This window comes from Litorimonas cladophorae (genome assembly GCF_014652455.1).
Taxonomy (GTDB): Bacteria; Pseudomonadota; Alphaproteobacteria; order Caulobacterales; family Maricaulaceae; genus Litorimonas; species Litorimonas cladophorae.
On sequence record NZ_BMYV01000002.1, the window covers coordinates 683,908 to 707,622 of the forward strand.

At 52.9% G+C, this 23,715-nt stretch carries 26 protein-coding genes; 12 read left to right on the forward strand and 14 right to left on the reverse strand.

Going from position 1 to position 23,715, the window contains the following annotated elements:
• Window positions 1-2 precede the first annotated feature (2 nt).
• The 4 genes from IE073_RS10900 (at window position 3) to IE073_RS10915 (ending at window position 3,826) form a co-directional block, all read left to right on the forward strand.
• Window positions 3-1,286, forward strand: coding sequence for a cytochrome b (locus IE073_RS10900; RefSeq protein WP_189585593.1), 1,284 nt, complete (start codon window positions 3-5; stop codon window positions 1,284-1,286).
• Window positions 1,287-1,332: 46 nt separating this feature from the next.
• Window positions 1,333-2,196, forward strand: a complete 864-nt coding sequence (locus IE073_RS10905) for a cytochrome c1 (RefSeq protein WP_189585596.1) — start codon at window positions 1,333-1,335, stop codon at window positions 2,194-2,196.
• 145 nt (window positions 2,197-2,341) lie between these two features.
• Window positions 2,342-2,860, forward strand: coding sequence for a CBS domain-containing protein (locus IE073_RS10910; protein ID WP_189585599.1), 519 nt, complete (start codon window positions 2,342-2,344; stop codon window positions 2,858-2,860).
• Between the two features lie 54 nt (window positions 2,861-2,914).
• Window positions 2,915-3,826 carry an S-methyl-5'-thioadenosine phosphorylase gene (locus IE073_RS10915; protein ID WP_189585602.1) on the forward strand — a complete coding sequence of 304 codons (912 nt, stop codon included), beginning with the start codon at window positions 2,915-2,917 and terminating at the stop codon, window positions 3,824-3,826.
• 18 nt (window positions 3,827-3,844) lie between these two features.
• Here IE073_RS10915 and IE073_RS10920 read toward each other — a convergent pair whose 3' ends face one another.
• On the reverse strand, window positions 3,845-4,390 hold the full coding sequence (locus IE073_RS10920) for an SH3 domain-containing protein (protein ID WP_189585606.1): 546 nt from the start codon (window positions 4,388-4,390) through the stop codon (window positions 3,845-3,847).
• 93 nt (window positions 4,391-4,483) lie between these two features.
• Here IE073_RS10920 and IE073_RS10925 point away from each other — a divergent pair, with 93 nt between their 5' ends.
• From IE073_RS10925 to IE073_RS10945, 5 genes are all read left to right on the forward strand, one after another.
• Window positions 4,484-5,485, forward strand: coding sequence for a 2-hydroxyacid dehydrogenase (locus tag IE073_RS10925; protein ID WP_189585609.1), 1,002 nt, complete (start codon window positions 4,484-4,486; stop codon window positions 5,483-5,485).
• 75 nt (window positions 5,486-5,560) lie between these two features.
• Entirely contained in the window at window positions 5,561-6,502 is a 942-nt protein-coding gene (locus tag IE073_RS10930) for an MBL fold metallo-hydrolase (protein WP_189585612.1), read from the forward strand.
• A 9-nt stretch (window positions 6,503-6,511) separates the two neighbouring features.
• Window positions 6,512-7,426 carry an aminotransferase class IV gene (locus IE073_RS10935; protein ID WP_189585615.1) on the forward strand — a complete coding sequence of 305 codons (915 nt, stop codon included), beginning with the start codon at window positions 6,512-6,514 and terminating at the stop codon, window positions 7,424-7,426.
• A complete protein-coding gene (locus IE073_RS10940) occupies window positions 7,423-8,124 on the forward strand; it encodes a sulfotransferase-like domain-containing protein (protein WP_189585618.1) in 702 nt (233 codons plus the stop codon). The genes IE073_RS10935 and IE073_RS10940 overlap by 4 nt, the downstream gene beginning before the upstream one ends.
• 87 nt (window positions 8,125-8,211) lie before the next feature.
• A complete protein-coding gene (locus tag IE073_RS10945) occupies window positions 8,212-8,643 on the forward strand; it encodes a hypothetical protein (protein WP_189585621.1) in 432 nt (143 codons plus the stop codon).
• 1 nt (window position 8,644) lies between these two features.
• Here the strand turns inward: IE073_RS10945 and IE073_RS10950 are convergent, their stop codons facing one another.
• The 6 genes from IE073_RS10950 to coaBC all read right to left on the reverse strand — a co-directional run bounded on the left by IE073_RS10950 (window position 8,645) and on the right by coaBC (window position 13,933).
• A complete protein-coding gene (locus tag IE073_RS10950; RefSeq protein ID WP_189585624.1) occupies window positions 8,645-9,388 on the reverse strand; it encodes a HesA/MoeB/ThiF family protein in 744 nt (247 codons plus the stop codon).
• A 3-nt stretch (window positions 9,389-9,391) separates the two neighbouring features.
• Window positions 9,392-10,366 carry a cysteine synthase A gene (gene cysK, locus IE073_RS10955; protein WP_189585627.1) on the reverse strand — a complete coding sequence of 325 codons (975 nt, stop codon included), beginning with the start codon at window positions 10,364-10,366 and terminating at the stop codon, window positions 9,392-9,394.
• Window positions 10,367-10,456: 90 nt separating this feature from the next.
• Complete coding sequence (locus IE073_RS10960) at window positions 10,457-11,464, reverse strand: glycoside hydrolase family 5 protein (protein WP_189585630.1); 1,008 nt, start codon at window positions 11,462-11,464, stop codon at window positions 10,457-10,459.
• A gap of 90 nt (window positions 11,465-11,554) precedes the next feature.
• Window positions 11,555-12,010, reverse strand: a complete 456-nt coding sequence (dut, locus tag IE073_RS10965) for a dUTP diphosphatase (RefSeq protein WP_189585633.1) — start codon at window positions 12,008-12,010, stop codon at window positions 11,555-11,557.
• A complete protein-coding gene (locus IE073_RS10970; RefSeq protein WP_189585636.1) occupies window positions 12,007-12,714 on the reverse strand; it encodes a hypothetical protein in 708 nt (235 codons plus the stop codon). Before IE073_RS10970 ends, dut begins: the two co-directional genes overlap by 4 nt.
• Window positions 12,707-13,933 (reverse strand): bifunctional phosphopantothenoylcysteine decarboxylase/phosphopantothenate--cysteine ligase CoaBC, encoded by a 1,227-nt coding sequence (gene coaBC, locus IE073_RS10975; RefSeq protein ID WP_189585639.1) that lies wholly within the window; start codon window positions 13,931-13,933, stop codon window positions 12,707-12,709. The genes IE073_RS10970 and coaBC overlap by 8 nt, the downstream gene beginning before the upstream one ends.
• Before the next feature lie 86 nt (window positions 13,934-14,019).
• On the opposite strand from coaBC, the gene IE073_RS10980 reads away from it, so the two are divergent.
• On the forward strand, window positions 14,020-14,460 hold the full coding sequence (locus IE073_RS10980; RefSeq protein ID WP_189585642.1) for a phosphatase domain-containing protein: 441 nt from the start codon (window positions 14,020-14,022) through the stop codon (window positions 14,458-14,460).
• Here the strand turns inward: IE073_RS10980 and IE073_RS10985 are convergent.
• The 4 genes from IE073_RS10985 to IE073_RS11000 all read right to left on the reverse strand — a co-directional run bounded on the left by IE073_RS10985 (window position 14,457) and on the right by IE073_RS11000 (window position 18,661).
• On the reverse strand, window positions 14,457-15,044 hold the full coding sequence (locus tag IE073_RS10985) for a hypothetical protein (RefSeq protein WP_189585645.1): 588 nt from the start codon (window positions 15,042-15,044) through the stop codon (window positions 14,457-14,459). The two genes, IE073_RS10980 and IE073_RS10985, sit on opposite strands and share 4 nt — an antisense overlap.
• Window positions 15,041-16,603, reverse strand: coding sequence for an ABC1 kinase family protein (locus IE073_RS10990; protein ID WP_189585647.1), 1,563 nt, complete (start codon window positions 16,601-16,603; stop codon window positions 15,041-15,043). Before IE073_RS10990 ends, IE073_RS10985 begins: the two co-directional genes overlap by 4 nt.
• Window positions 16,604-16,683: 80 nt before the next feature.
• Window positions 16,684-17,820, reverse strand: a complete 1,137-nt coding sequence (locus tag IE073_RS10995; RefSeq protein ID WP_189585650.1) for an aminotransferase class I/II-fold pyridoxal phosphate-dependent enzyme — start codon at window positions 17,818-17,820, stop codon at window positions 16,684-16,686.
• Window positions 17,821-17,932: 112 nt separating this feature from the next.
• On the reverse strand, window positions 17,933-18,661 hold the full coding sequence (locus tag IE073_RS11000) for an SIMPL domain-containing protein (protein WP_189585654.1): 729 nt from the start codon (window positions 18,659-18,661) through the stop codon (window positions 17,933-17,935).
• Window positions 18,662-18,717: 56 nt separating this feature from the next.
• Here IE073_RS11000 and IE073_RS11005 point away from each other — a divergent pair, with 56 nt between their 5' ends.
• Together IE073_RS11005 and IE073_RS11010 are read left to right on the forward strand one after the other, a co-directional pair.
• Window positions 18,718-19,545, forward strand: coding sequence for an SDR family NAD(P)-dependent oxidoreductase (locus IE073_RS11005; RefSeq protein WP_233350022.1), 828 nt, complete (start codon window positions 18,718-18,720; stop codon window positions 19,543-19,545).
• The gene (locus tag IE073_RS11010; RefSeq protein ID WP_189585657.1) at window positions 19,542-21,050 is read left to right on the forward strand and encodes an acyl-CoA carboxylase subunit beta; all 1,509 of its coding nucleotides are present in this window, start codon (window positions 19,542-19,544) and stop codon (window positions 21,048-21,050) included. Before IE073_RS11005 ends, IE073_RS11010 begins: the two co-directional genes overlap by 4 nt.
• A gap of 31 nt (window positions 21,051-21,081) precedes the next feature.
• Here the strand turns inward: IE073_RS11010 and IE073_RS14170 are convergent, their stop codons facing one another.
• From IE073_RS14170 to glpD, 3 genes are read right to left on the reverse strand one after another with little or no spacing between them, the layout of a single operon-like run.
• Entirely contained in the window at window positions 21,082-21,381 is a 300-nt protein-coding gene (locus IE073_RS14170; protein ID WP_233350023.1) for a hypothetical protein, read from the reverse strand.
• Window positions 21,382-22,146 (reverse strand): sterol desaturase family protein, encoded by a 765-nt coding sequence (locus IE073_RS11015; protein ID WP_189585660.1) that lies wholly within the window; start codon window positions 22,144-22,146, stop codon window positions 21,382-21,384.
• Window positions 22,147-22,149: 3 nt separating this feature from the next.
• Window positions 22,150-23,637 (reverse strand): glycerol-3-phosphate dehydrogenase, encoded by a 1,488-nt coding sequence (gene glpD / locus IE073_RS11020; protein ID WP_189585663.1) that lies wholly within the window; start codon window positions 23,635-23,637, stop codon window positions 22,150-22,152.
• Between the last annotated feature and the right edge of the window lie 78 nt (window positions 23,638-23,715).

The following is a 23,715-nucleotide window of genomic DNA, read 5'->3' on the forward strand; positions in this document are numbered from 1 at the left end:
TTATGTCTGGCCCCTCAACATACGAGCCTAAATACGCCGCCGCGAAATGGATGGATCAGCGTTTGCCGATCATCCGCATGGGTGCGGACTTTATGACATTTCCGTCGCCCCGTAACCTGAACTATTGGTACACATTTGGCGGCATCTTGGCACTTTGCCTTGTGGTTCAAATCCTCTCTGGTGTAATCTTGGCGATGCATTACGTTGCTGACGTCGATCTCGCCTTTGCGTCCGTACAGCGTATTCGCCGCGACGTACCTTTCGGTTGGTTGCTACAATCCATGCATGCTGTTGGCGCGTCGATGTTCTTCCTTGCTGTCTACATGCATATGTTCAGAGGCCTGTATTATGGGTCTTACAAAGCGCCACGTGAAATGATCTGGATCCTGGGTTGTGCGATTTATCTTGTCATGATGGCGACAGCGTTCTTGGGTTACACATTGCCTTGGGGACAAATGTCCTTCTGGGGTGCGACCGTGATTACGGGCTTCTTTGGCGCGGTTCCAATTGTCGGCGAAAGCCTACAGCAGTGGCTCTTGGGCGGTTACGCCGTTGATAACGCCACATTGAACCGCTTCTTCGCGTTACATTACTTGCTGCCTTTCGTGATTGCTGCGCTTGTCGGCTTGCACGTTTGGGCGTTGCATCATGTCGGTCAAAACAACCCGATTGGTATTTCTGAGAAAACAGAGTCCGATACATTGTCGTTCCATCCGTTCTACACTGTAAAGGATGCCTTTGCGATTGCAGTCTTCCTCGTGATCTTTGCGGTCTTCTTGTTCTACCTGCCAGATGCCCTCGGCCATGCAGATAATTACATCGAAGCGGACGCTATGAAGACGCCAGCGCATATCGTGCCGGAATGGTACTTCCTACCCTTCTACGCGATCTTGCGGGCTGTGCCGTCTAAACTCTTCGGTATCCTGTTGATGCTTGGTGCGATTGTTGTGCTCTTCGTCTTGCCGTGGCTCGACACGCACAAAGTTCGCTCTATGCGTTTCCGTCCCGTGGCACGTTGGTTCTTCATCCTCTTCATCGTGATGTGTTTCATCCTTGGTTGGTGTGGTGCGGGTGTCCCCGATGACATCGCAATTCCATTGGGCAAAGACGCTGGTATTACATTCTATCGTCTGGGACAGGCGGCGACGGTTTATTACTTCGCCTATTTCCTTGTGATCTTGCCGATACTCGGCCTGGTCGAGACGCCGAAGAAACGACCTGATTCCATCACTAAAGCTGTATTGGGTGAAAATCACTCAACTGCAGGCCTAGCCCCGGCTGAATAGCCGGGTCTGACCCTTATTTTCCCTTCTCGTTAGGACCCGCGTAGACATGGCGTTCAAGACCACGAAAAATTTCATCCTCGGCGCTATTGTTGCCGCGGCCTCTGTAACCGGCATTGCATATGCAGCGGGTGGCGGCGTTGAATCCGATTATAAAATGGAGCATCCAGATTGGTCCTTTAACGGCCCATTCGGTAAATATGACATGGTTGCGGCTCAGCGCGGCTATAAGGTTTACCGCGAAGTCTGTGCATCCTGTCATAGCCTAAAATATGTGGCCTTTCGTCACTTGGGCGACAAAGGCGCGCCTTTCTATTTGGCCGATTTCGAAAACCCGAATGATAATCCATATGTGAAAAATTTCGCGGCAGATTGGACGATTGAAGACATCGACAATGAGACCGGCGACGTCATTGAACGACCCGGTATTACGGCGGATTACTTCCCGCCGATCTTCCCGAATGACGCCGCAGCGCGCGCGTCAAACGGCGGTGCCATTCCGCCCGATCTTTCATCTATGGTGAAAGCGCGGAATAATGGCGCAGATTATGTCTATAATTTGATGCTCGCTTACGGGTCGCCAATTCCGAAGGGTGTCGAAATCACGCCTGGCTTGCATTGGAACCCTGTCATGGATGGCGGCAAAATTGCGATGGCCGCACCATTGTCCGAAGGCTTAGTTGATTATGACCCTGTAGAGATTAACGACCATGGTGAGCTAAAGACGATTGCAGCTCCTGAAGCCACTGTGGAGCAAATGTCTCATGACTTGGTTCAGTTCCTGGCTTGGTCAGCGGACCCGAAAATGGAACAGCGCAAGAGCGTAGGTTTGATGACACTCATCTATCTAATCATCCTCTCGCTTCTACTCTTCTTGTCCTACAAGCGTGTATGGCGAAATGTGAAGCACTAAGCTTCAACATATATTGAACAAAAAACCCGGTCATTCGATCGGGTTTTTTTGTTTTGGGGGATTGCAAATTTCAGAGACTTGGGCGTTTTCGACCTCTGATGCCTTTTCGCGCGTATAAAGACTGTAACTTCAAAAAAGGTCAGTCATGAAAATCAAAGATCGCCCCGAATATGATAATAAGCCCATCCCACTCACCTGCAGTCCCGATACGAGCGTTCTAGACGCCGTAAAGCTGATGGCGGACAAAAACTTTGGCTCCATCATTGTTGTGGATGCGGAGCAACGGGTTCTGGGTCTTATGACCGAGCGAGATATTTTCAAGCGCGTGATGGCGCCTGAATTAGACCCGGCAAAAACAGCCGTATCTACCATTATGTCGACAGAATTGCGCAAGGCGCGCGAGGACGATGATCTTACAGATTGGCTTCGCATCATGTCTAATGAGCGTTTTCGTCGTCTCCCGATTGTCGACGCAGATGACCGCCTCGTCTCTGTGATGAGCCAAGGTGATTTTGTCTCCTATACTTGGCCACAGCTTCTGAATCAGGTCTCTACTTTGGCGCGTTCGACGGTTTCCAGAAACTCTCAGCAAAGCATTATCCTGTTCGGGATGTTGGCTTATGCTTTAATCTGTCTGATCCTTGTCGTGGTGTCGGTACGCTAGATAAACAAGCAATCCGCCCCTTTGCGTGAAGGTAATTCAAGGCTATTGGGCCCCATGACCAACGCACCTCACACCCAATGGACCCTCGGTATTCTGGGCGGGTCTGGCCTCTATGATTTGCCAGGGTTGGAGAATCCTGAATGGGTCTCAATCAGCACGCCTTGGGGGGCTCCGTCAGATGACATTCTTTTTGCCGAGATAGAGGGTGTCCGACTCCGTTTCCTGCCTCGCCACGGGCGGGGTCACGCGCTCTCACCATCCGATGTGAACTACCGCGCGAATATTGACGCGCTCAAACGCGCTGGGTGTACAGACGTCCTCTCCATCTCCGCAGTGGGCAGTTTGCAGGCTGACTATGTCCCGGGTGACTTCGTGATGGTTGATCAAATGATCGACCGCACTTTCGCCCGCGAGAAGAGCTTTTTCGGGAAAGGCTGTGTCGCGCATGTCAGTGTCGCTGACCCAATTTGCCCGCGTCTGTCCGCGCTGGCGGCCGATGCTGCCGATCAAGCGGGGGCAAATGTTCACCGCCCAACAGAAGACAAATCCCTAACCTATCTCGCGATGGAAGGTCCCCAGTTTTCAACCAAGGCTGAAAGCCATATGTACCGCCAATGGGGTTGCGATGTTATCGGCATGACCAATATGCCCGAAGCCAAACTCGCCCGCGAGGCGGAGCTTCCATATGCGACAATGGCCATGGTCACAGATTTTGATTGCTGGCACGCAGGGCACGGCAATGTGGATGTCGCGAGCGTCATTGCGATGATGCAGAAAAACTCGGCGATGGCGCAAAAGACTGTTTTGAACCTGATCAAAACCTTGCAGGATAGGCCGCGTTCGGCTTGTGCGTCGGGGATTGAGACAAATCTTGATGTTGCGATTATTACACCGCAAGAGGCGCGAGACCCCAAACGCATGGCCATGTTAGATGCCGTGGCAAAGCGGTATCTCGCACAATCCTAACGGCGGCGTCTGGGAAATTTAGGGCCGGGAAGCGCCCCATAGTCCCTCTTGACGCGCCCAGCCTTTCAGGCCGTTTTCGGCTTTTACTTCGCACCATCCGTCTCGGCATGTCTCGAGGCGCAGTAGCGCCATTTCGTCCGTTCGGGCAACCTCGCGCGCCTTTGCGTTTGGCCGCGAGCGAAGCGTGGCTTGGCGAGTCGCAATCACCGTGCGTGCACCGGAAAGTGTCGGTTTATGAACCCAGGCTTCGTCGCCGGAGATATCGCGAACTTTGCGCCACATTTCCGTTTCTGCAACAATCAACAACGGAAGTCCGCGGCGTTGATATTGCCATGCAACCGGATGGTCACGACTAGGTCCTGTGCGTCCGTTTACCCGAGAAAATTTCAAACTCACAAAACGTGGGACGTCAAACCCCGACGGGGTGCGATCCGCGTTGACGCGATATAGATTTTCGGTTGTAGACGCTGGTACAGGTTGGACGACGCGCTCTACGCGATCTTGCGCCACAGCGGGCGAAACCAAAACTAGGGCGGAAACGAGAGTGAGAGTGATCTTGCGCATAATCACAGATGTGCAGTTGATTTGGTTAAGCAATGCCTAATTCTTAACCAGCTCTGCATTGCAATTGCGACAACTCCAGTCCAAACATAGCGTATGAAATCTAAGCCCAAAGTCGTCGTTACTCGCCGCCTCCCTCAGGAGGTTGAAACTCGAATGGCGGATCTATTTGAAACCGTCTTACGGCCTGATGATCGCCCGATGAGCCAATCGGAGCTAGCCGCGGCGATTTCGGATTGTGATGTTTTTGTGCCTACCGTTACTGATCGTATTGACGCCACCGTTATCGCCAATGCGTCGCCACGCCTGCGCTTGATCGCCAATTTTGGGGCAGGGACAGACCACATTGATGTCGCCAGCGCCCACGGGCGCGGCATCACTGTGTCAAATACGCCTGGGGTTTTGACCGAAGATACGGCCGATCTGGCTATGGCTCTTATCCTTGCGGTACCGCGCCGCCTTGTCGAGGGCGACCGACGCTTGCGAGCAGGAGAATTCAAGGGCTGGGGCCCCACGCATATGTTGGGTCATCGGGTTCGTGGCGGGAAATTAGGGATTATCGGCATGGGCCGTATAGGCCAAGCTCTGGCGCGCCGCGCCCACGCCTTTGGTCTAGATATTCACTATCATAATCGTCGTCGTATTCCGAAAGGCATTGAGGCGACACTTGGCGCGACATGGCATGCCGATCTTGACGCGATGTTAGGTGACGTAAACTTTGTCTCAATTCATTGCCCCGCGACTCCAGACACCCACCATTTGATAAATGCAGAGCGTTTGTCAAAAATGCGCCCTGATAGTTATATCGTGAATACAGCCCGTGGCGAAATCATCGACGAAGCGGCTCTTGCCGCCGCTATCCGAAACCAAACGATATCTGGTGCAGGCCTCGATGTGTATGAGCGTGAACCAGAGCCGCATCCCGATCTGCTTGATCTGCCAAATGTGATTCTCGCGCCGCATATTGGGTCAGCCACCCATGAGAGCCGTCGTGAGATGGGGGAACTGGTCCTGATCAATATTCGTGCGATGATGGATCATCATGCATGCCCCAACCGTGTCCTTCCCCCAGGAGCAAGTTTTCAAGTCGCCTCATAGGTCCTGGACGGGTCTTTCAATCCTTGGGCTCTATGCCGCCGTACTTTAATTATCGCCATTTAAAGAGAACGCCCGATGAAACATATTTTACTTGCCTCGACACTTTTGCTGGCAGCCTGTTCCCAGACCGAGACTAGCGCCGATGCAACCGAGCCCGCAGCTCAAACGACCGCGCAAGCATCTTTAGAAAAACCGTCGGAGCCGAATATCACCAGTCAGGATTTAGGCGGCGGATTTTATATGCTTTTAGGCCCAGGTGGAAACATCGGTGTCAGCACTGGCGACGATGGCGTCTATATGATCGATGATAAATTTGCCCGCTTTGGCCAAGAGATTATCGACGTCGTCGCGACCCTGTCGGACAAGCCGATCACTTACGTTCTCAACACACATCACCATGGTGACCATTCGGGCGCGAATGTTGAAATGAAAGCCGTCGGTGCCACAGTGGTCGCACATGACAATGTTCGTACACGGATGGGCCTATCTTATATGAATGAAGCCTTTGGTCGTCAGCAAGACGCCCGTGCCGAAGCGCTGTGGCCAACCCTAACATTTTCGCAAGAGCTTACGCTCTGGTTCAATGGCGATGAGGTTCGGGCCATTCATACGCCCGCGGGTCATACAGATGGCGATACGATTGTACATTTTGTCGGCGCGAACATCGTTCACTTAGGCGATAATTTTTTCCACAATATGCTGCCTTTCATTGACGTCGATAGTGGTGGAACCATCCAAGGTATGATCAACGCACAACAGATTGCATATGATCTTTCAAATGACACCACCAAGGTTATCCCGGGTCATGGTCCGCTTTCGAACAAGGTTGAACTCGGCGCATCGATCAAACGCCTGCAGGCGATCCATGATCGTGTCAAAGTGCGTAAAGATGCAGGGGAAAGTTTGGAGGCCATCGTCGCTGCTGATCCTTTGGCGGATATGACGGAGCTTGAAGGCTTTATGAAAAAACCCGACGTGATCAAAGCCACATGGCGTTCGCTCGGCGGCGCAATTTAGAGTCTATATATGAGCTTTGGCACACATGCTTATGTTCCAGATGATCGGAACGCGACGGCGATTTTCAATCTAAACGGAAAACTCGTCCCGCGCGACAAAGCGGTCGTGAATGTCTTCGACTCCGGTTTTATGCTGGGGGATGGCGTTTGGGAGGGACTGCGTGTTCACCAAGGCAAAGTCGCGTTTTTGGCGGATCACTTGGACCGTCTCTGGGAGGGCGCGGCCGCGCTCGATATTGATATTGGTTTGACCCGCGAGGCGTTGACCGACCGTATTTATGAAACGCTCGCGGCTAATAATATGGATGAGGGCGTGCATATTCGCCTCATGCTGACGCGAGGGTTGCGGTCCACTCCCTATCAAGATCCACGCGTCGTCATCTCCGACGCGACGATCGTCATTGCGCCAGAATTTAAGAATCCAGATCCCGCGACGGCGAGCCGTGCGCAGAATTTATATACTGTTTCGGTGCGTCGGGGGCGTCCTGACGTTCAAGACCCTGGTCTGAACAGTCATTCTAAAATCAACTGTGTCACGGCCTGTATCCAAGCCATTCGCGCGGGCGCGGATGAAGGCTTGATGCTTGACCCGCAAGGCTTTGTGGCGACCTGTAATTCGACGCATTTCTTTATTGTACGAAAAGGCGAAGTCTGGACGTCCTCTGGCGATTATTGCTTGGGTGGGATCACGCGGGGCAAGATAATCGATCTGTGTCGCGCCAATGACATTCCAGTTTTCGAGAAAAACTTCCCGCTTGCGAAATGTTATTCCGCAGATGAAGCCTTCACCACGGGCACCTTTGCGGGTTTGGCCCCCGTGGGGAACATTGACGGACGCAAGATCGGGAAAGGCGAGTGCGGGCCGATGGTGAAACGCCTTCAAGGTCTTTACCTCGACCTCATCCACGCGGACACAGCTGGATGATTATTGCCATGTGGTCGGGGCCTCGGAACCTCTCCACGGCGATGATGCGCAGTTTCGGCGCGCGGGCAGATTGTGCCGTAATGGACGAGCCATTTTTCGCACCGTTTCTCGAAGAAAGCGGTAAGGACCATCCGGGGCGCGATGAAACGCTTGCGGCGCATGAAACCGATCCAGATAAAGTGGCAGCCATTTGCGCAGCGCCCACAGGTCAAACTTACTCTTTCCAGAAACATATGCCGCACCATATGTTGCCGGGCTTTCCGATGGGGTGGGCGGCGAAGGCAAAATCATTTTTCCTTATTCGGCATCCGCAACGGGTGATTGCGAGTTACGTCAAAGGCCGCGCCGCGTTTGACCTTGATGATCTCGGCTTCGCGCCGCAACGCCGCTTGTGGGATGAGTTAGGTCGGCCTCCCGTCATCCATAGTGAAACTATATTGACAGACCCAACAAAGGCTTTGGCGGCCCTTTGCGCTGCGATCGAAATTCCTTTTGATCCGAATATGCTGTCTTGGGCGGCAGGACCACGAGAAGAAGATGGTGCCTGGGCACCCTATTGGTACACAAATGTACAGCGTTCCACAGGTTTTGGCGACGCGCCCAAAGATATGCCGCCGCTTGCGCCAGAGCATAGCGATATGCTTTCAGCTTGCCTGCCTGACTACCAAGCCTTGGCCGATCAAAGCATAAAGGTGTAGCGAGCAAATAAAATTCGCGCGCAAGGGGCAAACTATTGCGAGACCGGTAGAGTTAATAAAAGGTTAATCCAAACAGGAGCGACCTCTATGATCCGTCTTAAATCGACCCGCACATCTTTGTTCATTGCTAGTCTGGCTGCGACATTAGCGTTTCCAGCCATTGCATCCGCGCAATGTGGCACGACGCAAGGCAGTTTTGTTGTGACATGCGAGCAAGGTGTTCAAGTCTATCGTCACAACGCGTTGTCTTCCATCCCGCGCGGATTGTCTCAGGCACAGGTTCAGCTCAAGGCTGAGAAAATGCGTCAGCGAACAGAAATGGCTCGGATCGCCGCGAAAGAGCGAAATCAGGCGCGCCAAGATGCGTTACGTCAACGCGAATTAGATATTGAAGATTATCGCGTGCGTGTGGAAGCCCGCAACTTGCGTAGCCGCGCCTATGTTTATGGAAATGGCTTTGGATATAATCAGGTCGGGTCAACATTTGCGCGCCCGCTTCGCGTGCGCAAAACGCCATAACTTATTTGCAAGTTGCGCAGTCTGGGTCGCGCGCGATGCGAATTGTGCGGCCTTCACTCCGCAGAGCGTCATAGATATAAAGTCGCCCATCCAAGACGTCACCTGCACCCGTGATCTGCTTGATCGCTTCCATCGCCATCATCGATCCACCCATACCAGCAATCGCGCCTAGAACCCCATGGGTGGCGCAGTTCTGTTCCATATCTGGGATATCTTGAACAAAACACCGATAGCAAGGCGAGTTTTCGCCGACATTAAAGACGCCTAGCTGTAAATCGAAACGCCCAAGCGCCCCAGAGACAAGCGGAACACCTAATTCACGCGAGGCATCATTGATCGCAAAACGCGCTTTGAAACTATCTGTGCCGTCTAAGATCATGTCATGACCGCACAAAAGGTCGATTGAATTCTCCGTCGTCAGACGCGTGGTTTGGCGTGTGACCCGACAGTCTGGATTTAAGCTCTCGAGCCTGCCTCCCATGGCTTCGGCTTTGCCTCGTCCGACATCCGCATGACTGAACTGAACTTGGCGTTGGAGGTTAGAGGCCTCTATATCATCATCATCAATGAGCGTGATGTGACCCACACCCGCCGCAGCCAGATAGAGCCCAGCGGGACCGCCTAGGCCGCCGGCGCCGACGATGGCAACTTTGGCGGCCAAGAGCGCATTTTGCCCCGGCCCACCAATTTCGCGCAACGTAAGATGCCGCGCGTAGCGGGACACTTGATCGGGAGAGAACGCCATAAATTAGTCTTTTTTACCCCGGACCTCAGGGACATAATCATTGTCGAAAAGTGGCGTGGAGAGATAGCGTTCAGCGAAGCTTGGGATGATCGTCACGATCCGCTTGCCGCGCATATTGGGTCGCGCGCCAACAAGCAGTGCGGCTGCAATTGCCGCACCCGATGAAATCCCAACGGGTACGCCATCTTCGGCTGCGACATGTTTGGCAGTGCCAAAGGCCACGTCATTTTCAATCGTAATGACGTCGTCGATCATATCTGTGTCCAGATTGCCGGGAATGAAGCCTGCGCCGATGCCTTGGATTTTATGCGGGCCCTTCTCGCCTTTCGAGATCATGGGGCTACCCACGGGTTCGACGGCAATGATTTGGCAATTTGGATTTTTCTCTTTCAGAAACTTTCCAGTCCCAGACAGCGTACCACCTGTACCGACGCCCGCGATAAATGCGTCGACCTGTCCATCGCAATCCGCCCAGATTTCAGGGCCGGTTGTGTCGTAATGGATTTGTGGATTGGCTGGATTATCAAATTGCCCGGGCATGACGGCGCCCGGTGTTTCCGCAACAATTTCTGCGGCCACTTGCATGGCGAGTGGGATGCCGCCTGAAGCTTCCGTTAGGATAAGCTCTGCCCCCAATTGCCGCATCATTTTACGTCGCTCAATGCTCATTTGCTCTGGCATGACGAGGATGGCTTTATAGCCTTTTGCCGCGGCTGCGAAAGCCAGACCAATGCCCGTATTTCCAGACGTCGGTTCGACAATGGTTCCACCCGGTTTCAATGTGCCGTCACGTTCCATGGCTTCTAACATGGCAATGCCGATACGGTCTTTGACGGACGCAATGGGATTGAAGAATTCGAGCTTGAAACAAAGGTCCGCAGGCAAGCCTTCGGTTATACGGGGAAAGCGCACCATTGGCGTTCCGCCCATCGTTTGTAGGATGTTGTCATAAATTAGACCACGGGGTTGGGCGGGCATAAAGCTCTCCTTGAAAGGGATTTACGCTAGCTTACGCGAAGGCTGTCCTTAGGAACAGTGGGCAGAGCAAACATCACGCAGATGTAATTCTCACCACTCTCGCATAATGTCGCGCACCAAAAGCCCCGATGGCGTCAGATCTTGCGCTGTCCATCCACCATGGGAATCTGCGCCAGATTTGAACATGGAGGCTGATTCGTCTTTATCGCTGACCGACCAATTTAGATGTGACAGGCCATGCTTTCGGGCGAATTTCATCCATTCGCGCGTGGATTTCTTGTCCATAAATCCATCGCCATTATAGGTGACAGTTCCCCATTCCGAGATGATAAGGGGCAAGCCTTTGCCAATGGCATATTCGGCGCGCTTGCGGAGGTCTTTCTTATGGGACGCTGCATAGAAATGCAGCGAGTAGAGGATATTAGAATATCCTGTGATGGGGTCGTCAGCAGCGACATCGACGTCTTGTGCCCAACTTGTTGTGCCAATAATGATTAGATTATCAGGATCAACTTTGCGAATCGCGTCAATGACCGTTTCCGCATAGGGTTTGACATCGGTTGCCCAATCCGTCGTATCCAATGGCTCATTGTAAATTTCATAAATTAAATTTGGTGTGTGCCCATAGGCGTTGGCGACGGCTGTGAAAAATTCAACGGCTTTAGCCGTGTCTTTTTCAGCGCGATGAGAATGCCAGTCAACAATGACATAAAGCCCATTCGCAATAGCTGCATCGATGAGGGTTTGCACCCGCGCGATATTTGCGTCTTCGTCATAGAGGTAGCTACCGCTGTTCTCAGCGCCCATCGCGGCGCGCACAATACTGGCGTTCCAATCTTTGGCAAAAGTTGCGACCGCGCCTGCTGTATAGAAACGGTCTTGTCCCCAACCCGTATTGGACCAGAAAAAACTAGGTCCTGCGAGGGAGGCGACTTGTCCATTTTGATCGCGGATATGCGGCCCGACGACAGAGAGTTTGCCATGTTGCGAAACAGGGGTGAGCGATGATTGCGCGCGCAGGTCTTGGGCATCAGCGGTCTGCGAGAGGGCCGACAAGAAGACGGCGAGTATTACAATGCACTTTAGCCACAGTCTCATGCTCGTCACTCCTCGATGTTGTCCTGCGCTGTCATAGCGTGAAAGCGGCAAGAGAGAAAGAGGTAGAGGTCAAGGGTGAGAAAGAAGCGTTTAAGTTGTTCCCGTTGACCCAAACCCGCCCGCGCCGCGCGCTGTGTCGTCCAGCGTGTCGACCTGCACAAAGTCAGGTTGGGTGATCGGGGCAATCACCATTTGGGCAATACGCTCGCCGCGATTGATGGTGAAGGGTTCACTACCGTGATTGATCAGGAGGACTTTAACTTCGCCGCGATAATCCGCGTCAATCGTACCCGGCGTGTTCAAACAGGTAATCCCATATTTATAGGCCAAGCCGGAGCGCGGACGAATTTGGGCTTCATAGCCAGCGGGCAGTGCCATAGCGAACCCGGTTGGGACCAGAGCCCACTTACCAGATGCGAGGATCATTGGCTCCGTTTCTGGCACAGCGGCGCGGAGGTCTGCGCCAGCGGCGAGTGCGGTTTCAAAACGCGGTAATGGGAGATCGCCAAAATGATCAAGCGGCTTAATTTGAACAGTGAGTGTCATTCTTCAATCTCATTTTCAGTCTTGTCATCAGAGAGCATTATGTCGTCAGATTCAGAGTTAATAACCACAATATTTTCAACCTCGTCGTCGCTTTCCTCGTCAGCGGTTGTCGGCGCGTCGGGTTCTATGATCGCAGCCTCATCGTCGGCGGTTTTCGGCGCGTCTGAACCTATAGCTGCAGCCGCTTCGGCGGTCTCTTCGGCTAACAGTTTAGCTTTGGCTTTTGCTTTTGCTTCCAGCGCGGCGGTATTTAAGCCACGTTTGGTGAAATTGGCGAGCCGCTTGTCGAGACTGGATTGCGCTTCGTCAGACAGCGGGTAACCCTTATAGACGTGCCGAAGTTCTTCATCTTTCCAGAACAGCGTCAAACTATCTGTATCCGTGCTGTCAAAGTCCTGAGACAGAATAAAGGGAATACCTGTTGCGATGAGGGCATAATCCGTCTCCGTCGGAATGACATCATTTCGACTGCACATCAGGGCGCGAATAGGTTGGCCAGCGATATGTGTAAGGTGACCGTCTTTCTTGTCATAAACAGATTCGATGAAGCTGGTCGCTGGGCCATAGGTGACGACTTGGGCGTTCCCGTCCAAGGCCTCGTCTTCTAAAACTTGGATGATCAAAACTTCGCAAAAGGCGACGTTTTCGGCAGCGGCTGTGGTCGATAAGCCAGCGGCGAGAAGGAGTGCTAAAAATCTACGCATTGTTGAAAGCCTTTCCAATTCGCACCGCCAACTTACGAGCGATGGCGCGTTTATCGGCGCGTTTCCAATGTTCTTCTGTCGTATCTGTTACGAGCGTGACGGCATTTTCTGCGCCACCCATAACGTCGCCAGACACATCATTGGCCACGATCCAATCACACCCCTTGCGGAGGCGCTTGGACTTCGCAAGTTCTATCACGTCATGGGTTTGCGCCGCAAAGCCAACGCAGAGCGTAGGTCGATCTTCTGAGGCGCAAACGGTGGCGAGGATGTCTGGATTTTCAACCATTTCCAGCGGCGGTACGGCGCCTATTGGTTTGGGCGCTTTCTTGTCATAGGCCTGCGCGGGACGCCAATCGGCAACGGCCGCGACGGAGACAAATATATCGCAGGGCAGGGACGTTTCGACAGCCGCGAGCATTTCGCGGGCGCTTTCAATTTGAACGGCATGAACGCCGTGCGGCATGGGCAATGTTGTCGGGCCTGTAACCAATGTCACGTCTGCGCCTTGATCGGCCAAGGCTTGCGCAATGGCATAGCCCTGACGACCCGAGGAATGGTTGGAGATATAGCGAACTGGATCAATCGCCTCTCGCGTAGGACCTGCGGTTACAACGGCTTTCCGGCCCGCCAAGGGCTTGTTGCCGCGCAATCCGTCCAGTGTCATATCGCCCATCAATGCGCCTTGGACAGCATCGGCAATGGCGTCGGGTTCGGCCATCCGGCCCGGTCCATATTCGCCGCAGGCCATGTCACCCACATCTGGACCAATAAATAATGCGCCGTCTTTGCGGAGGGTCTCCACGTTGCGTTGCGTCGCGGCGGCCTCCCACATGCGCACATTCATGGCAGGCGCATAAAGCACGCGCTTATCCGTCGCGACCAGCGTGGTTGTGGCCAAGTCATCGGCAACGCCATGTACGGCGCGGCTCATCAAGTTTGCGGTGGCGGGTGCGACGATGATCATATCGGCAGAGCGTGACAGCTCGATGTGACCCATCTCGGCTTCGCCCGCCACCGTGGGGGTCATATCCCATAGGTCCGTAAAAACCGTTTTGCCCGATAGCGCGCCCGCAGAGAGCGGCGTCACAAATTCGGATCCGCCTTTGGTGAGGATAACCTGCGTCTCAATATCTCGCCGCGCTAATTCTCGGATGAGGAGCAGCGATTTATAAGCCGCAATTCCGCCGCCAATAATGAGTAGGACCTTATGTGTCATGGGTGACTTTTATGGGCGAAGCCCGTCCATAGCAAAGCCTAATGAGAGTCATTTGACTGCCCGACCAAGGGCCTTAAAGACGCCGCATGAAAACAGTTATTTTCGATATTGATGGGACGCTGGCGGATATAGAACATCGCCGTGTCTACCTCGAAGGCGATCGTCCGCATTGGGCGAAGTTCAATGCCAGCATGGGCGACGATACACCCAATGCGCCTGTGGTCGACCTCTACCGCACGCTATGGAGTAGTGGTGTCTATGACCTGCAGATTGTCACGGGGCGGAATGAGGCGTTTCGTGGGATCACAGAGACATGGCTGACGTGGAATGATATTCCCTTCAATCGCGTCTTGATGCGCGCCGATAAAGACAACCGTTCCGACGATATCATCAAGGGCGAGATTCTGCAGAAATTGCTAAGCGAAGGTCGCGACATCGCCTTCGCCGTAGATGACCGCCAGCAAGTCGTCGATATGTGGCGGGCCAATGGTGTGACGTGCTTGCAATGTGATGTCGGTGATTTTTAGGGTAGGTTTGCGCGATACTCGTAAGTGATCGATGACATATCGATACCATCACGAATACCTGATATATTATAGTTCAGAACGATGTTGTCTCTAACTTCAAAAACCGTTTGGCCCGCAAAATTCCGCCCATAAATGCCACAAGGCAGCTCGTTTATTTTGGCGTCCAACTCAAGACCATCATCCAAGACCCAATAGGACGTCGAAATCTGCTTGGGCGCGCAATTTTCGGAAGGCGTGAAAATCCTTACTGGCAGTGTGCGCAGAAACTCATCCATTGAGCCGTCAGGTTTTTTGAAGATGTGAACGCTCTCAAATACCACGTCCCAATATGCATGGGCGATTGTTGTGCCTTCATTGTGTGTGTGAAAGTTCTGGCCGTCTCCGGTCACACATGATGCATATCTAAAATTTACGAAGGCGTTCGGGTCATTGAAGACATTTACTTCTTTGGTCTTCCAACTGCACCCTCTTGAAATCGTTGGAGACATGGATTTCAAGGCATCAAGTTCGGGTTCAGTCACTTGGTTAGAGCAACCTAGCAAAGCCCCCACAGTCGCGCTGAATATCAACGTGCGGATGCTCACAACTGCGCCATCGCCCAACTCGCACCCAGCGCAATTGCCGCGCCGACACTCGCATAAGCCATTGGCCGCAGAGCATCCCGTTTTCTCGGCTTAGGCTGCACGAAGCGGTCTGGTGATAAATCGACATCCCCATCGGCCCACGCTTTTGCAAGCTTGGCGATATTATCTGTCGCTTCGGGAAGGATGCTGAGCGTGCGGCGGGTCTTACCCAATCCATCGAGGAAATCATTGAGGTAGCGTTCAGGGCCAACTTCGCGGCGAACGGCTTTTTCAACGATGGGTCGAGACGCTTCCCACATATCAAACTCACTATCCAAACGGCGCGCCACGCCTTCGGCTTGCATCATAGTTTTCTGCAAGAGGATGAGTTGCGGCTGTAGCTCCATGTCAAAAATTTCGGTGATTTCTAATAACTGCATCAGCACTTTCGCCATCGAGACCTCTTCGGCGCGTTTGCCAAATATCGGCTCACCCACAGCGCGCAGGGCGCTGGCAAATTCTTCGACGCTGTGGTTTGGCGGGACATAGCCAATATCGAAATGCACTTGCGCGATTTTATAATAATCGCGTTGCAGAAACCCGTAAAGGGTATCGATTTCAAAGCGAATTTCTTCTTCGCCCAATCGTCCTAAAATCCCAAAGTCGATCAGGACAAGTTGCCCGTTCTCATCAAGGATCAAATTGCCTTCATGCATGTCTGCGTGAAAGACGCCATATTCGAACGTGGAGGCGAGAAAAGATTGGATGACTTTCGTCGCCAGCGCCTGACGCTGCACCAATGGAAGTTCCAAAATGGCGTCCGAAGACAGGGCTGTGCCGTCGATCCATTCGGTGACCAAAATATCTTTGCCGACAAGGTCCCAATGCAGACCCGGCACACGGAACAAGCCTGTGTCTTCGGCGATCTCGGCCATCTCGCTTTGCGCGGCCGCTTCTAAGCGCAGGTCGAGTTCCAGCATCACCGCACGGCGCGCTTCGGCAACAAAATCTTTTGGCCGCAAACGCCGCAAATTCGGGACAGCCCCATGTGCCAAATTCGCGACAAGTGCGATGGTGTTCATGTCATTCGTCATGCGCCGCAGGATGTTCGGACGCAGCACTTTGACAGCTACGATTTCGCCCGTGTGCAACACACCTTTATGAACCTGCGCGACAGAGGCAGCCGCGACCGGCTCGGAGAGCGACGCTAAATGCTTGGACCACGGCGCGCCCCATTCGGCGGCCATCATCTTTTCGGCGGTCTCCATCGGGAACGGGGGGACTTTATCTTTTAATACCGACAACCCGCGTGCAAATTCAGCGTCAAACATATCGCCACGTGTCGCGAGGACTTGGCCGAATTTGATGTAAGCAGGACCGAGGTCTTGCAGGGCGTGAGCAAAGCGTTCGCCCGCATTGCCTTTGCGGTTCCCGATAGAGAAAACACGGCTGATCGCGCCAACAAAACGCACAGGCCACGGCACAAGGTTCGCATATTCAGCTGGCACCAGCGCGTCATGGCGGATCATTACCCAAGCCGTGCGGAGCAGCCGTAAAAATGTCGCGAAACGTGTAAACATGTGCGGCTTATAGATAGGCACGCCGCGCGGGTATAGCGGCGATTTCGCATATTAAGTCGCAGTTATCTGCGGTGGGCTGATTAGGGGCGCAGAGCGTTGTGATTGCGGTCCATAAAGGCGCGAAAGGCGCTTAGTCCCGCGTCCATATTATCGCGGCCGAAGCCGATACGGAAACGATTTGTGGGGGCGGCCATTAATTCGGAACGATAAATCGAGGCGGGTAAAAGCAGCAGGCCTTCTTCTTCGACCAAACGCTCACAAAAGAGTTCGACGCCGCCTCGGCCCAGAAATCGCGGATATCCGATGCAACTGCCGTCGGGATGTTGCCAGTCAAATATGTCGGGATATTCGGCAAAAAATGCATCTAGTTTTCTTACATTGCTGCGGGTGAGCGCGCGCGTGCGGTCGAGCAATTTTTCGCGTACACTTAGGGCGATTACGGCAAGTCGTTCGCTGGGGGCAGAATTGCAAATTGAGAGGTAATGTTTGTAGCGTTCCAGCTGCTGCAAAACCTCCTTATCCTGCGTTGCAATCCATCCAATGCGCAGGCCTGGCAGTCCATAAGCTTTTGACATGACATTTAAGGACAGGCCTTTTTCATAAGCATCGGCAGCTTGCATAATGCGTTTGGAGGGGTCGAGTTCAACGCCGCGATAAACTTCATCGCTGAAGAGATAAAGCCCATGTTCGCGGCAAATGTTGATCAGTGTTTCATAGTCATCATGCGGGATAATATGTCCCGTGGGATTATTCGGAAAACAGACGGAAATGAGTTTGGTGTTGGGGCGAATGGCTTGGTGGATATCGTCTAAATCCAAATGCCAATGATTATCGGGATCAAGCGCTACACCGGTGACGTCGCAAATATCTAAGGGTACGGTTTCCGCGGCCTGATAATTTGGAACAACCACAATGGCGTGATCTTCTGCACTCAGCAGAACGCGCATTGCCGTATAAACGCCCTCTTCTGCTCCCGCGAAACAAAGGATGTTTTCAGGCGACAATGTCTCATAGGTTGCCGAAATGGCCTGCCGCAGGTCAGACGCGCCCCAGGTTTCGGTATATCCAAGATGTAGTGAGGCGAGGTGATCTTGGGGAAGGTCGGCCAAATCCAAGAGCTCACCGATAGACAAGCTTTGCGCATCTGACGCGGTCATATGATGGGTGGCGCGAAACTCCCATTTGGAGAAATATGTCTCAAGAGCAAAATTACGCATCGGAGACTTTCCTTAGGAGGGGTAAATTCTTGTCAGAGATTATTGTAGATTTAGATTGTGAAGCGGTCCGAGGCCGAAACGCCTCACAAATCAATTGGCCAGTGAGGTGACCCTATTGGGCAATCCCATAACTCATATTCACCCGAACACTCAGCGTTTGGTCGCCCGCGCTGATGGGGGTTGAGAAGCCTGAGCTTTCCATGGCCGCCGCGCGCATCATAATCGGTTGTGGCATTTGTCCACCGCTGCTTTCATTGAGCGACATCAGTGGGCCGAGTTTCACACCTGCGGCGGTGGCCATGTTCTGCGCCTTTTCTCGTGCTTCGGTAATGGCCTCCTGACGCGCTGTGTCTAAGGCGCTTTTCGGGTCTTTAACGGTAAAATTGACTTGGTTGATATTATTGACGCCAGCACGAACGAGGGCGTCTAACATAGGACCGATTTTTTCAATATCGTCAGATTTCACCGTGACAGTGTTCCGCGCCTCATAGCCTGAAATAACGGGCGTTTTGTTGTCGCGATAATCATATTGCGGCTGCAAAGACAGCTGGCTGGTTGTGATGTCGGATTTCGGAATTTTTACGGATTTCAATTCGGCAAAAACGGCAGTCATCAACTTGGCATTTGCTTCCATCGCTTCGCCTGCGGTCTTGCCTTGCTGAACAACGCCCGCGCTGACGATGGCCCGATCAGGGGCAACATTGGCGTAACCCGTGGCAGATACGTCCAAGGTCGGCTGCGATGCAGAACTCGTCGAAATATAAGTCGGTGCGCCAGAATTGCACGCGGTCAGCAATAACCCCGTCGCGAGGAGTGGAGCGATAAAAACAGTTCGGATCATGACAGGTCCTTCCAAATCAGCGGAGACTTACAAAATTGAACACTAACGCTATTCGGATGAACCTTGCGTGGCAAGGCGGTACAGGTAACAGTCATCTAATGAAGGCTCAGGGCAAGACGATTTTCATCACAGGCACGGCGCGCGGCATTGGCCAAGCCTTGGCGGTCGCGTATGCCAAAGCGGGTTGCCGCGTGATCGGATGTGACCTTGGACAGCAGAACGAAACCGCCGCGATGGTTGGTGAGGCCTACACCCAGCTGATCGGTGACATTGCGACGCCAGAGGGCGCGAAAGCGCTGGTCGATCAAGCCATAGATATTGGATTTGATGTGCTCATCAATAATGCAGGAATTGCAACATCTGGCACATTTGCAGACGCCGATTTCGCGCGGTGGAAACGGACCATTGATGTCAATCTTATCGGTTTGATGGCCGTTACGCATGCGGCGCTGCCCCATCTTAGGTCGCGGCCCGAAGCCCATATTGTCAATCTCTCGTCTATTGCGGGCGCGTGGGGTTCGCCCGGAATGGCCGCCTATTGCGCATCGAAACATGGGGTCACCGGATTTACGCGCAGTCTCGAATATGAGCTGGCAGATACGAAGATCGGCGTCAGTTGTATTCACCCATCCATGGCGCGAACGCGCATGATTGATGATGTGCCCAATACAAAGTTGACGCCCGTAATTGAGCCTGACGATGTGGTCAAAGCCGTGATGCGCGCGGTTGAATTTAATACACCCCAAATTTTTGTGCCTGGGCGGATGCGATGGATGATCAACATCATTCCGCGACTTTTCCCGAGCCTTACAAAACGCCTGCTGCTGAGCGATAAAAACGCGCAAGGCTGGACAAATGCGAATAAGGATGTGCCTGAAATATGAGCTGGCAAAAAGAACTCGATGAACTCGCGCAACGTCGTGAAATGGCCGCGCAAATGGGCGGGGCTGACAAACTCGCGCGTCAGAAGGCGCGTGGTAAATTAAATGCGCGCGAGCGTCTGGAAGCCTTACTCGATTTTGACGGATTTGAAGAAATCGGCGGATTAGCAGGCAAAGGGCGCTATACCGAAGACGGCGAATTTATAGACTCGGCGGCGTCTAATTTTATCTTTGGACGCGGGCGGATCAATGGCCGAACCGTTGTGGCAACTGTTGACGATTTCACGGTCCGCGGCGGCGCATCTGATGCTGCGATCCATCGGAAATTTATTGTCGCCGAACAAATGGCGCATGAATTACGCTTGCCGATTATCCGCATGATTGATGGCACAGGCGGTGGTGGCTCGGTTAAATCTCTGGAATCGATGGGCCATACTTATGTGCCCATGGTGCCGGGTTGGGATCATATCACCAAAAATTTGGAGACCGTGCCAGTCGTTTCTCTAGCGCTGGGCCCAACGGCAGGTCTTGGTGCTGCGCGCGCCGTGGCGTCACATTATTCCGTCATGGTCAAAGGCCTCTCCCAAATATTCACGGCAGGCCCTGCGGTTGTTGCGGCCTTGGGTGAAAGCCAAGACAAAGAAAGCCTTGGCGGATCGGCGATCCACACACGCAATGGCGTCATTGATGATGAGGCGGTTGATGAAGCCGACGCCTTCGCACGTGCGCGGGCGTTTCTGTCCTATCTGCCCGATTATGCTGGCGCGCCATTGGTCAGAGTGAAGTCCAAAGACTCGCCAAATCGCCAAGAGGAAAAGCTTCTTTCGATTGTCCCGCGTGATAAAGCCAAAGCCTATAATATGCGCAAAATCCTTGAAGCCGTTTTTGACAAAGGCAGCGTTTTTGAGATGGGCCGTCATTGGGGCCGCGCCGCGATTACGGGTTTTGCTCGGTTGGATGGGTGGCCCGTCGCGGTCCTCGCCAATGATCCCATGTTCCTCGGCGGCAGCTGGACAGCGGACACGGCAGAGAAGGCGAAACGCTTTGTTGAGTCGGCAGAATTATTCGGACTGCCCGTGATCAATATGGTCGATAATCCAGGATTTATGATCGGGCTTGAGGCCGAAAAAACAGCAACGATACGGCGCGGTGTGGAAGCCATGAATGCAGTCTACCGCACGAATGTACCTTGGGCCTCTGTCATCATTCGCAAAGCTTACGGCGTGGCGGGCGCGGCCATGTCCAACGCCGAACGTTTCCCTTACCGCGTCGCGTGGCCAAGTGGGGATTGGGGCAGCTTGCCGATCGATGGAGGCGTCGAAGTTGCCTATCGCTCGGAACTCGAAGCCGCAGATGATCCAAAAGCAGAACTCGCAAAAATAAAAGCCCGCCTCGCCAATGTAAGCTCACCTTTTCGAACAGCCGAGGCGTTCTGGGTAGAGGATATAATTGATCCAAGAGAGACGCGAAAATGGCTGTGTGACTTTGCCAATTTGGTGATGCGTTAGGCAGGGGCGGAGAAACTAGGAAAAACATCCTTCAAGTTTCTTGGGAAATCAAGTTCGATACTTGTCCATTAGCAATGATAGCCTCAATTGCTCCACGTATGTTTTTCTCGGTTATACATTTGATTACTATTAGGTTTTTTTCAAAAAAACAGGGGTTATGGTCTTTCATTTCTGTCTCTATGCACTGAGCCAGCCGAACGGGGTCATAAAAATTCAGATGGTAGACTTTACCTTCAAAGGTTAGCTGAAGGACAGAGAGCCATCCTTTCGACTCCATATAAGCACGGGTATACTCTTCATCGTCTCCGAAGCTGATCTTATAGTCAGACATCTAAACCAACCCCTTATCAGTCCCGCACACCTTATCCCAGAACCGGAAATATAGCCCATAATTCCCCCTAAATTTCGTATGATGGAGGTTGTGGTGGCTGGCTGTGATGATGTGTTTTCCCCACCAGCCTTTGACCCAACTGTCGGGATAGACTTCCCACCCTGCGTGGTTGAACACCGCATTTACAGTCATCAACATCAGTACAAATAATGCCACGCCAACATGGAGCGGCAAGACGAGCGCAAGAACAGGTAGAAGCCAAGCCGAGCTCACGGCTTCAATCGGATCAAATGAGAAACTAGCCCACGGCGTCGGCTGAACACTGCGGTGATGACCTTCATGCGTCCATTTAAATAATTTTCGGTGATGCATCAGGCGGTGCGTGAAATAGAACCACGTGTCCTGCACGAAAAGATAGATCAGCGCGGAGAGCGGAAGATAGAGCCAGCCACCAATATCGGTTGGCATGGCAATATAAAGCGCAGATCCGCCTGCTTTCCAAACCTCGATGACAAGCGCCGCAGGCAGGGCGTAGATGAAGGCACTGATCGTTGAGAGCTTGATCTCATTTCGGATGGTCTCGGGGGTTGGGTCACGGCGAGACAATCGCCGCGCTTTCTTAGGTTCGCGTTTCCACAACGCCCAATGGATGGGCCAGACGATGGCGAAATATCGCGCAATGATGATGGCGGTGAACCCCAGATAGGTCGCCACTGACGGCCACAGCGGTATAGACGCAAGATTGAAAAAGTCCCCAAATGTCATGGATTAGGACTTATTCGCGTCAAACCATTCCGTAAATGCGGCGCGTTCACCTTCGCTCATGTGCAGGCCTAATTTGCTACGACGCCATAAGATATCATCGGCCGAGGTCGCCCATTCGTGATTGATGAGAAACTTTGCTTCCAGCTCATAAAGTCCTGCGCCGAAATGCTGTCCCAACTCTGGCCTACTGCTGCCGTCGCCGAGAAGGAGTGTAATGCGCGTGCCATAAGCGTGACACAGACGTCGCAAGAGGTCTTCATTCATCGCGCGGTAGCGCTTGCGCATATCGCTGTAAAAACGTTCAAAGTCAGCGTCGATTAAATCGCCGCCCGGAAGCAAGGCGCTCTCTGTCCAGTCCCCTGTTTTATACTCGTAATAGTCTTTGAGCTTGTCCATGGCGTGTTCGCCAAGCTTCCGTGACGTCGTGATTTTCCCGCCATATATGGACAGGAATGGAGCGCCGTCTGAAATTTCTTCAACGTTTAAGACATAGTCACGCGTCACCGCCGAGGCGTCTTCCGCTTTATTGTCAAAGAGGGGGCGAACCCCTGCATAATCCCACACCACGTCTTCGGGTGAGATGTCGTTTTCGAAATACTCACTCGCAGCGTCGCAAAGATAGGTGATCTCCTCAGGACTGATTTTGACGGGGCCATCCGCAAAATCATAAGGTTTATCGGTCGTTCCGATTAGGGTGAAATCTCGTTCATATGGGATCGCGAAAATTACGCGATTATCAGCATTTTGAAACAGATAAGCGTGGTCACCCTCAAAGAGTTTTTTGGTGACGATATGGCTGCCCGTCACAAGTCGCAGGGATTGCTCGGCCTGTGTTGTTTTAATGCCTCCCAGAACTTCGTCGACCCAAGGCCCGGCTGCGTTGACAACGCCCTTTGCAGAGACTGTTTGGGTTTCGCCCTGATGGCGGATTTCAGCACGGTAGCCTTCATCCGTTGGCTTGACGCTAAGAACTTCGGTGCGCGTGCGAATATCTGCGCCGCGATTGGCGGCGTCGAGAGCATAGAGAACGACAAGTCGGGCATCTTCGACCCAACAATCCGAATATTCAAATCCAGTCTTGAACCTTGATTCCAAAACACCCTTATGCGGAGCTTTGTCCAGTTTTAAAGATTTAGACCCAGGAAGCGTTTCGCGCCCGCCAATGTGATCATAGAGAAACAAGCCCGTGCGCAGCATCCACGCAGGGCGAAGACCTTTGTCATAAGGCAGCACGAAACGCATCGGCCAAATGATATGCGGGGCGGCCCGCAGCATGACTTCGCGTTCCTTTAACGCGTGGCGCACAAGGTTAAATTCGTAATATTCCAAATAACGCAAACCACCATGGATGAGCTTTGTCGACGCAGAGCTGGTATGGCTGGCCAGGTCATCGCGCTCGCATAAAAGCACGGAAAGACCACGCCCAGCCGCGTCGCGCGCGATGGCGGTCCCGTTAATGCCACCGCCAATAATCAATAGGTCATAATTCATGGCTTCCCTTTAACGCCTAAATGATGTCATCGCTATGAATATCGCGTCCAACACATTGCAGCCTTGGGGATTTCAAGG

Excerpts from the sequence above, each read along its gene's own strand:
- IE073_RS11005 (WP_233350022.1), top strand. The coding sequence starts at position 18,718 with ATGAACCTTGCGTGGCAAGGCGGTACAGGTAACAGTCATCTAATGAAG.
- IE073_RS10960 (WP_189585630.1), bottom strand. The coding sequence starts at position 11,464 with ATGAGACTGTGGCTAAAGTGCATTGTAATACTCGCCGTCTTCTTGTCG.
- IE073_RS11015 (WP_189585660.1), bottom strand. The coding sequence starts at position 22,146 with ATGACATTTGGGGACTTTTTCAATCTTGCGTCTATACCGCTGTGGCCG.
- IE073_RS14170 (WP_233350023.1), bottom strand. The coding sequence starts at position 21,381 with ATGTCTGACTATAAGATCAGCTTCGGAGACGATGAAGAGTATACCCGT.
- IE073_RS10905 (WP_189585596.1), top strand. The coding sequence starts at position 1,333 with ATGGCGTTCAAGACCACGAAAAATTTCATCCTCGGCGCTATTGTTGCC.
- cysK (WP_189585627.1), bottom strand. The coding sequence starts at position 10,366 with ATGCCCGCCCAACCCCGTGGTCTAATTTATGACAACATCCTACAAACG.
- IE073_RS11010 (WP_189585657.1), top strand. The coding sequence starts at position 19,542 with ATGAGCTGGCAAAAAGAACTCGATGAACTCGCGCAACGTCGTGAAATG.
- IE073_RS11000 (WP_189585654.1), bottom strand. The coding sequence starts at position 18,661 with ATGATCCGAACTGTTTTTATCGCTCCACTCCTCGCGACGGGGTTATTG.
- IE073_RS10995 (WP_189585650.1), bottom strand. The coding sequence starts at position 17,820 with ATGCGTAATTTTGCTCTTGAGACATATTTCTCCAAATGGGAGTTTCGC.
- dut (WP_189585633.1), bottom strand. The coding sequence starts at position 12,010 with ATGACACTCACTGTTCAAATTAAGCCGCTTGATCATTTTGGCGATCTC.
- IE073_RS10930 (WP_189585612.1), top strand. The coding sequence starts at position 5,561 with ATGAAACATATTTTACTTGCCTCGACACTTTTGCTGGCAGCCTGTTCC.
- IE073_RS10915 (WP_189585602.1), top strand. The coding sequence starts at position 2,915 with ATGACCAACGCACCTCACACCCAATGGACCCTCGGTATTCTGGGCGGG.
- IE073_RS10920 (WP_189585606.1), bottom strand. The coding sequence starts at position 4,390 with ATGCGCAAGATCACTCTCACTCTCGTTTCCGCCCTAGTTTTGGTTTCG.
- coaBC (WP_189585639.1), bottom strand. The coding sequence starts at position 13,933 with ATGACACATAAGGTCCTACTCATTATTGGCGGCGGAATTGCGGCTTAT.
- IE073_RS10945 (WP_189585621.1), top strand. The coding sequence starts at position 8,212 with ATGATCCGTCTTAAATCGACCCGCACATCTTTGTTCATTGCTAGTCTG.
- IE073_RS10925 (WP_189585609.1), top strand. The coding sequence starts at position 4,484 with ATGAAATCTAAGCCCAAAGTCGTCGTTACTCGCCGCCTCCCTCAGGAG.
- IE073_RS10990 (WP_189585647.1), bottom strand. The coding sequence starts at position 16,603 with ATGTTTACACGTTTCGCGACATTTTTACGGCTGCTCCGCACGGCTTGG.
- IE073_RS10970 (WP_189585636.1), bottom strand. The coding sequence starts at position 12,714 with ATGCGTAGATTTTTAGCACTCCTTCTCGCCGCTGGCTTATCGACCACA.
- IE073_RS10980 (WP_189585642.1), top strand. The coding sequence starts at position 14,020 with ATGAAAACAGTTATTTTCGATATTGATGGGACGCTGGCGGATATAGAA.
- IE073_RS10935 (WP_189585615.1), top strand. The coding sequence starts at position 6,512 with ATGAGCTTTGGCACACATGCTTATGTTCCAGATGATCGGAACGCGACG.
- IE073_RS10950 (WP_189585624.1), bottom strand. The coding sequence starts at position 9,388 with ATGGCGTTCTCTCCCGATCAAGTGTCCCGCTACGCGCGGCATCTTACG.
- IE073_RS10910 (WP_189585599.1), top strand. The coding sequence starts at position 2,342 with ATGAAAATCAAAGATCGCCCCGAATATGATAATAAGCCCATCCCACTC.
- glpD (WP_189585663.1), bottom strand. The coding sequence starts at position 23,637 with ATGAATTATGACCTATTGATTATTGGCGGTGGCATTAACGGGACCGCC.
- IE073_RS10940 (WP_189585618.1), top strand. The coding sequence starts at position 7,423 with ATGATTATTGCCATGTGGTCGGGGCCTCGGAACCTCTCCACGGCGATG.
- IE073_RS10900 (WP_189585593.1), top strand. The coding sequence starts at position 3 with ATGTCTGGCCCCTCAACATACGAGCCTAAATACGCCGCCGCGAAATGG.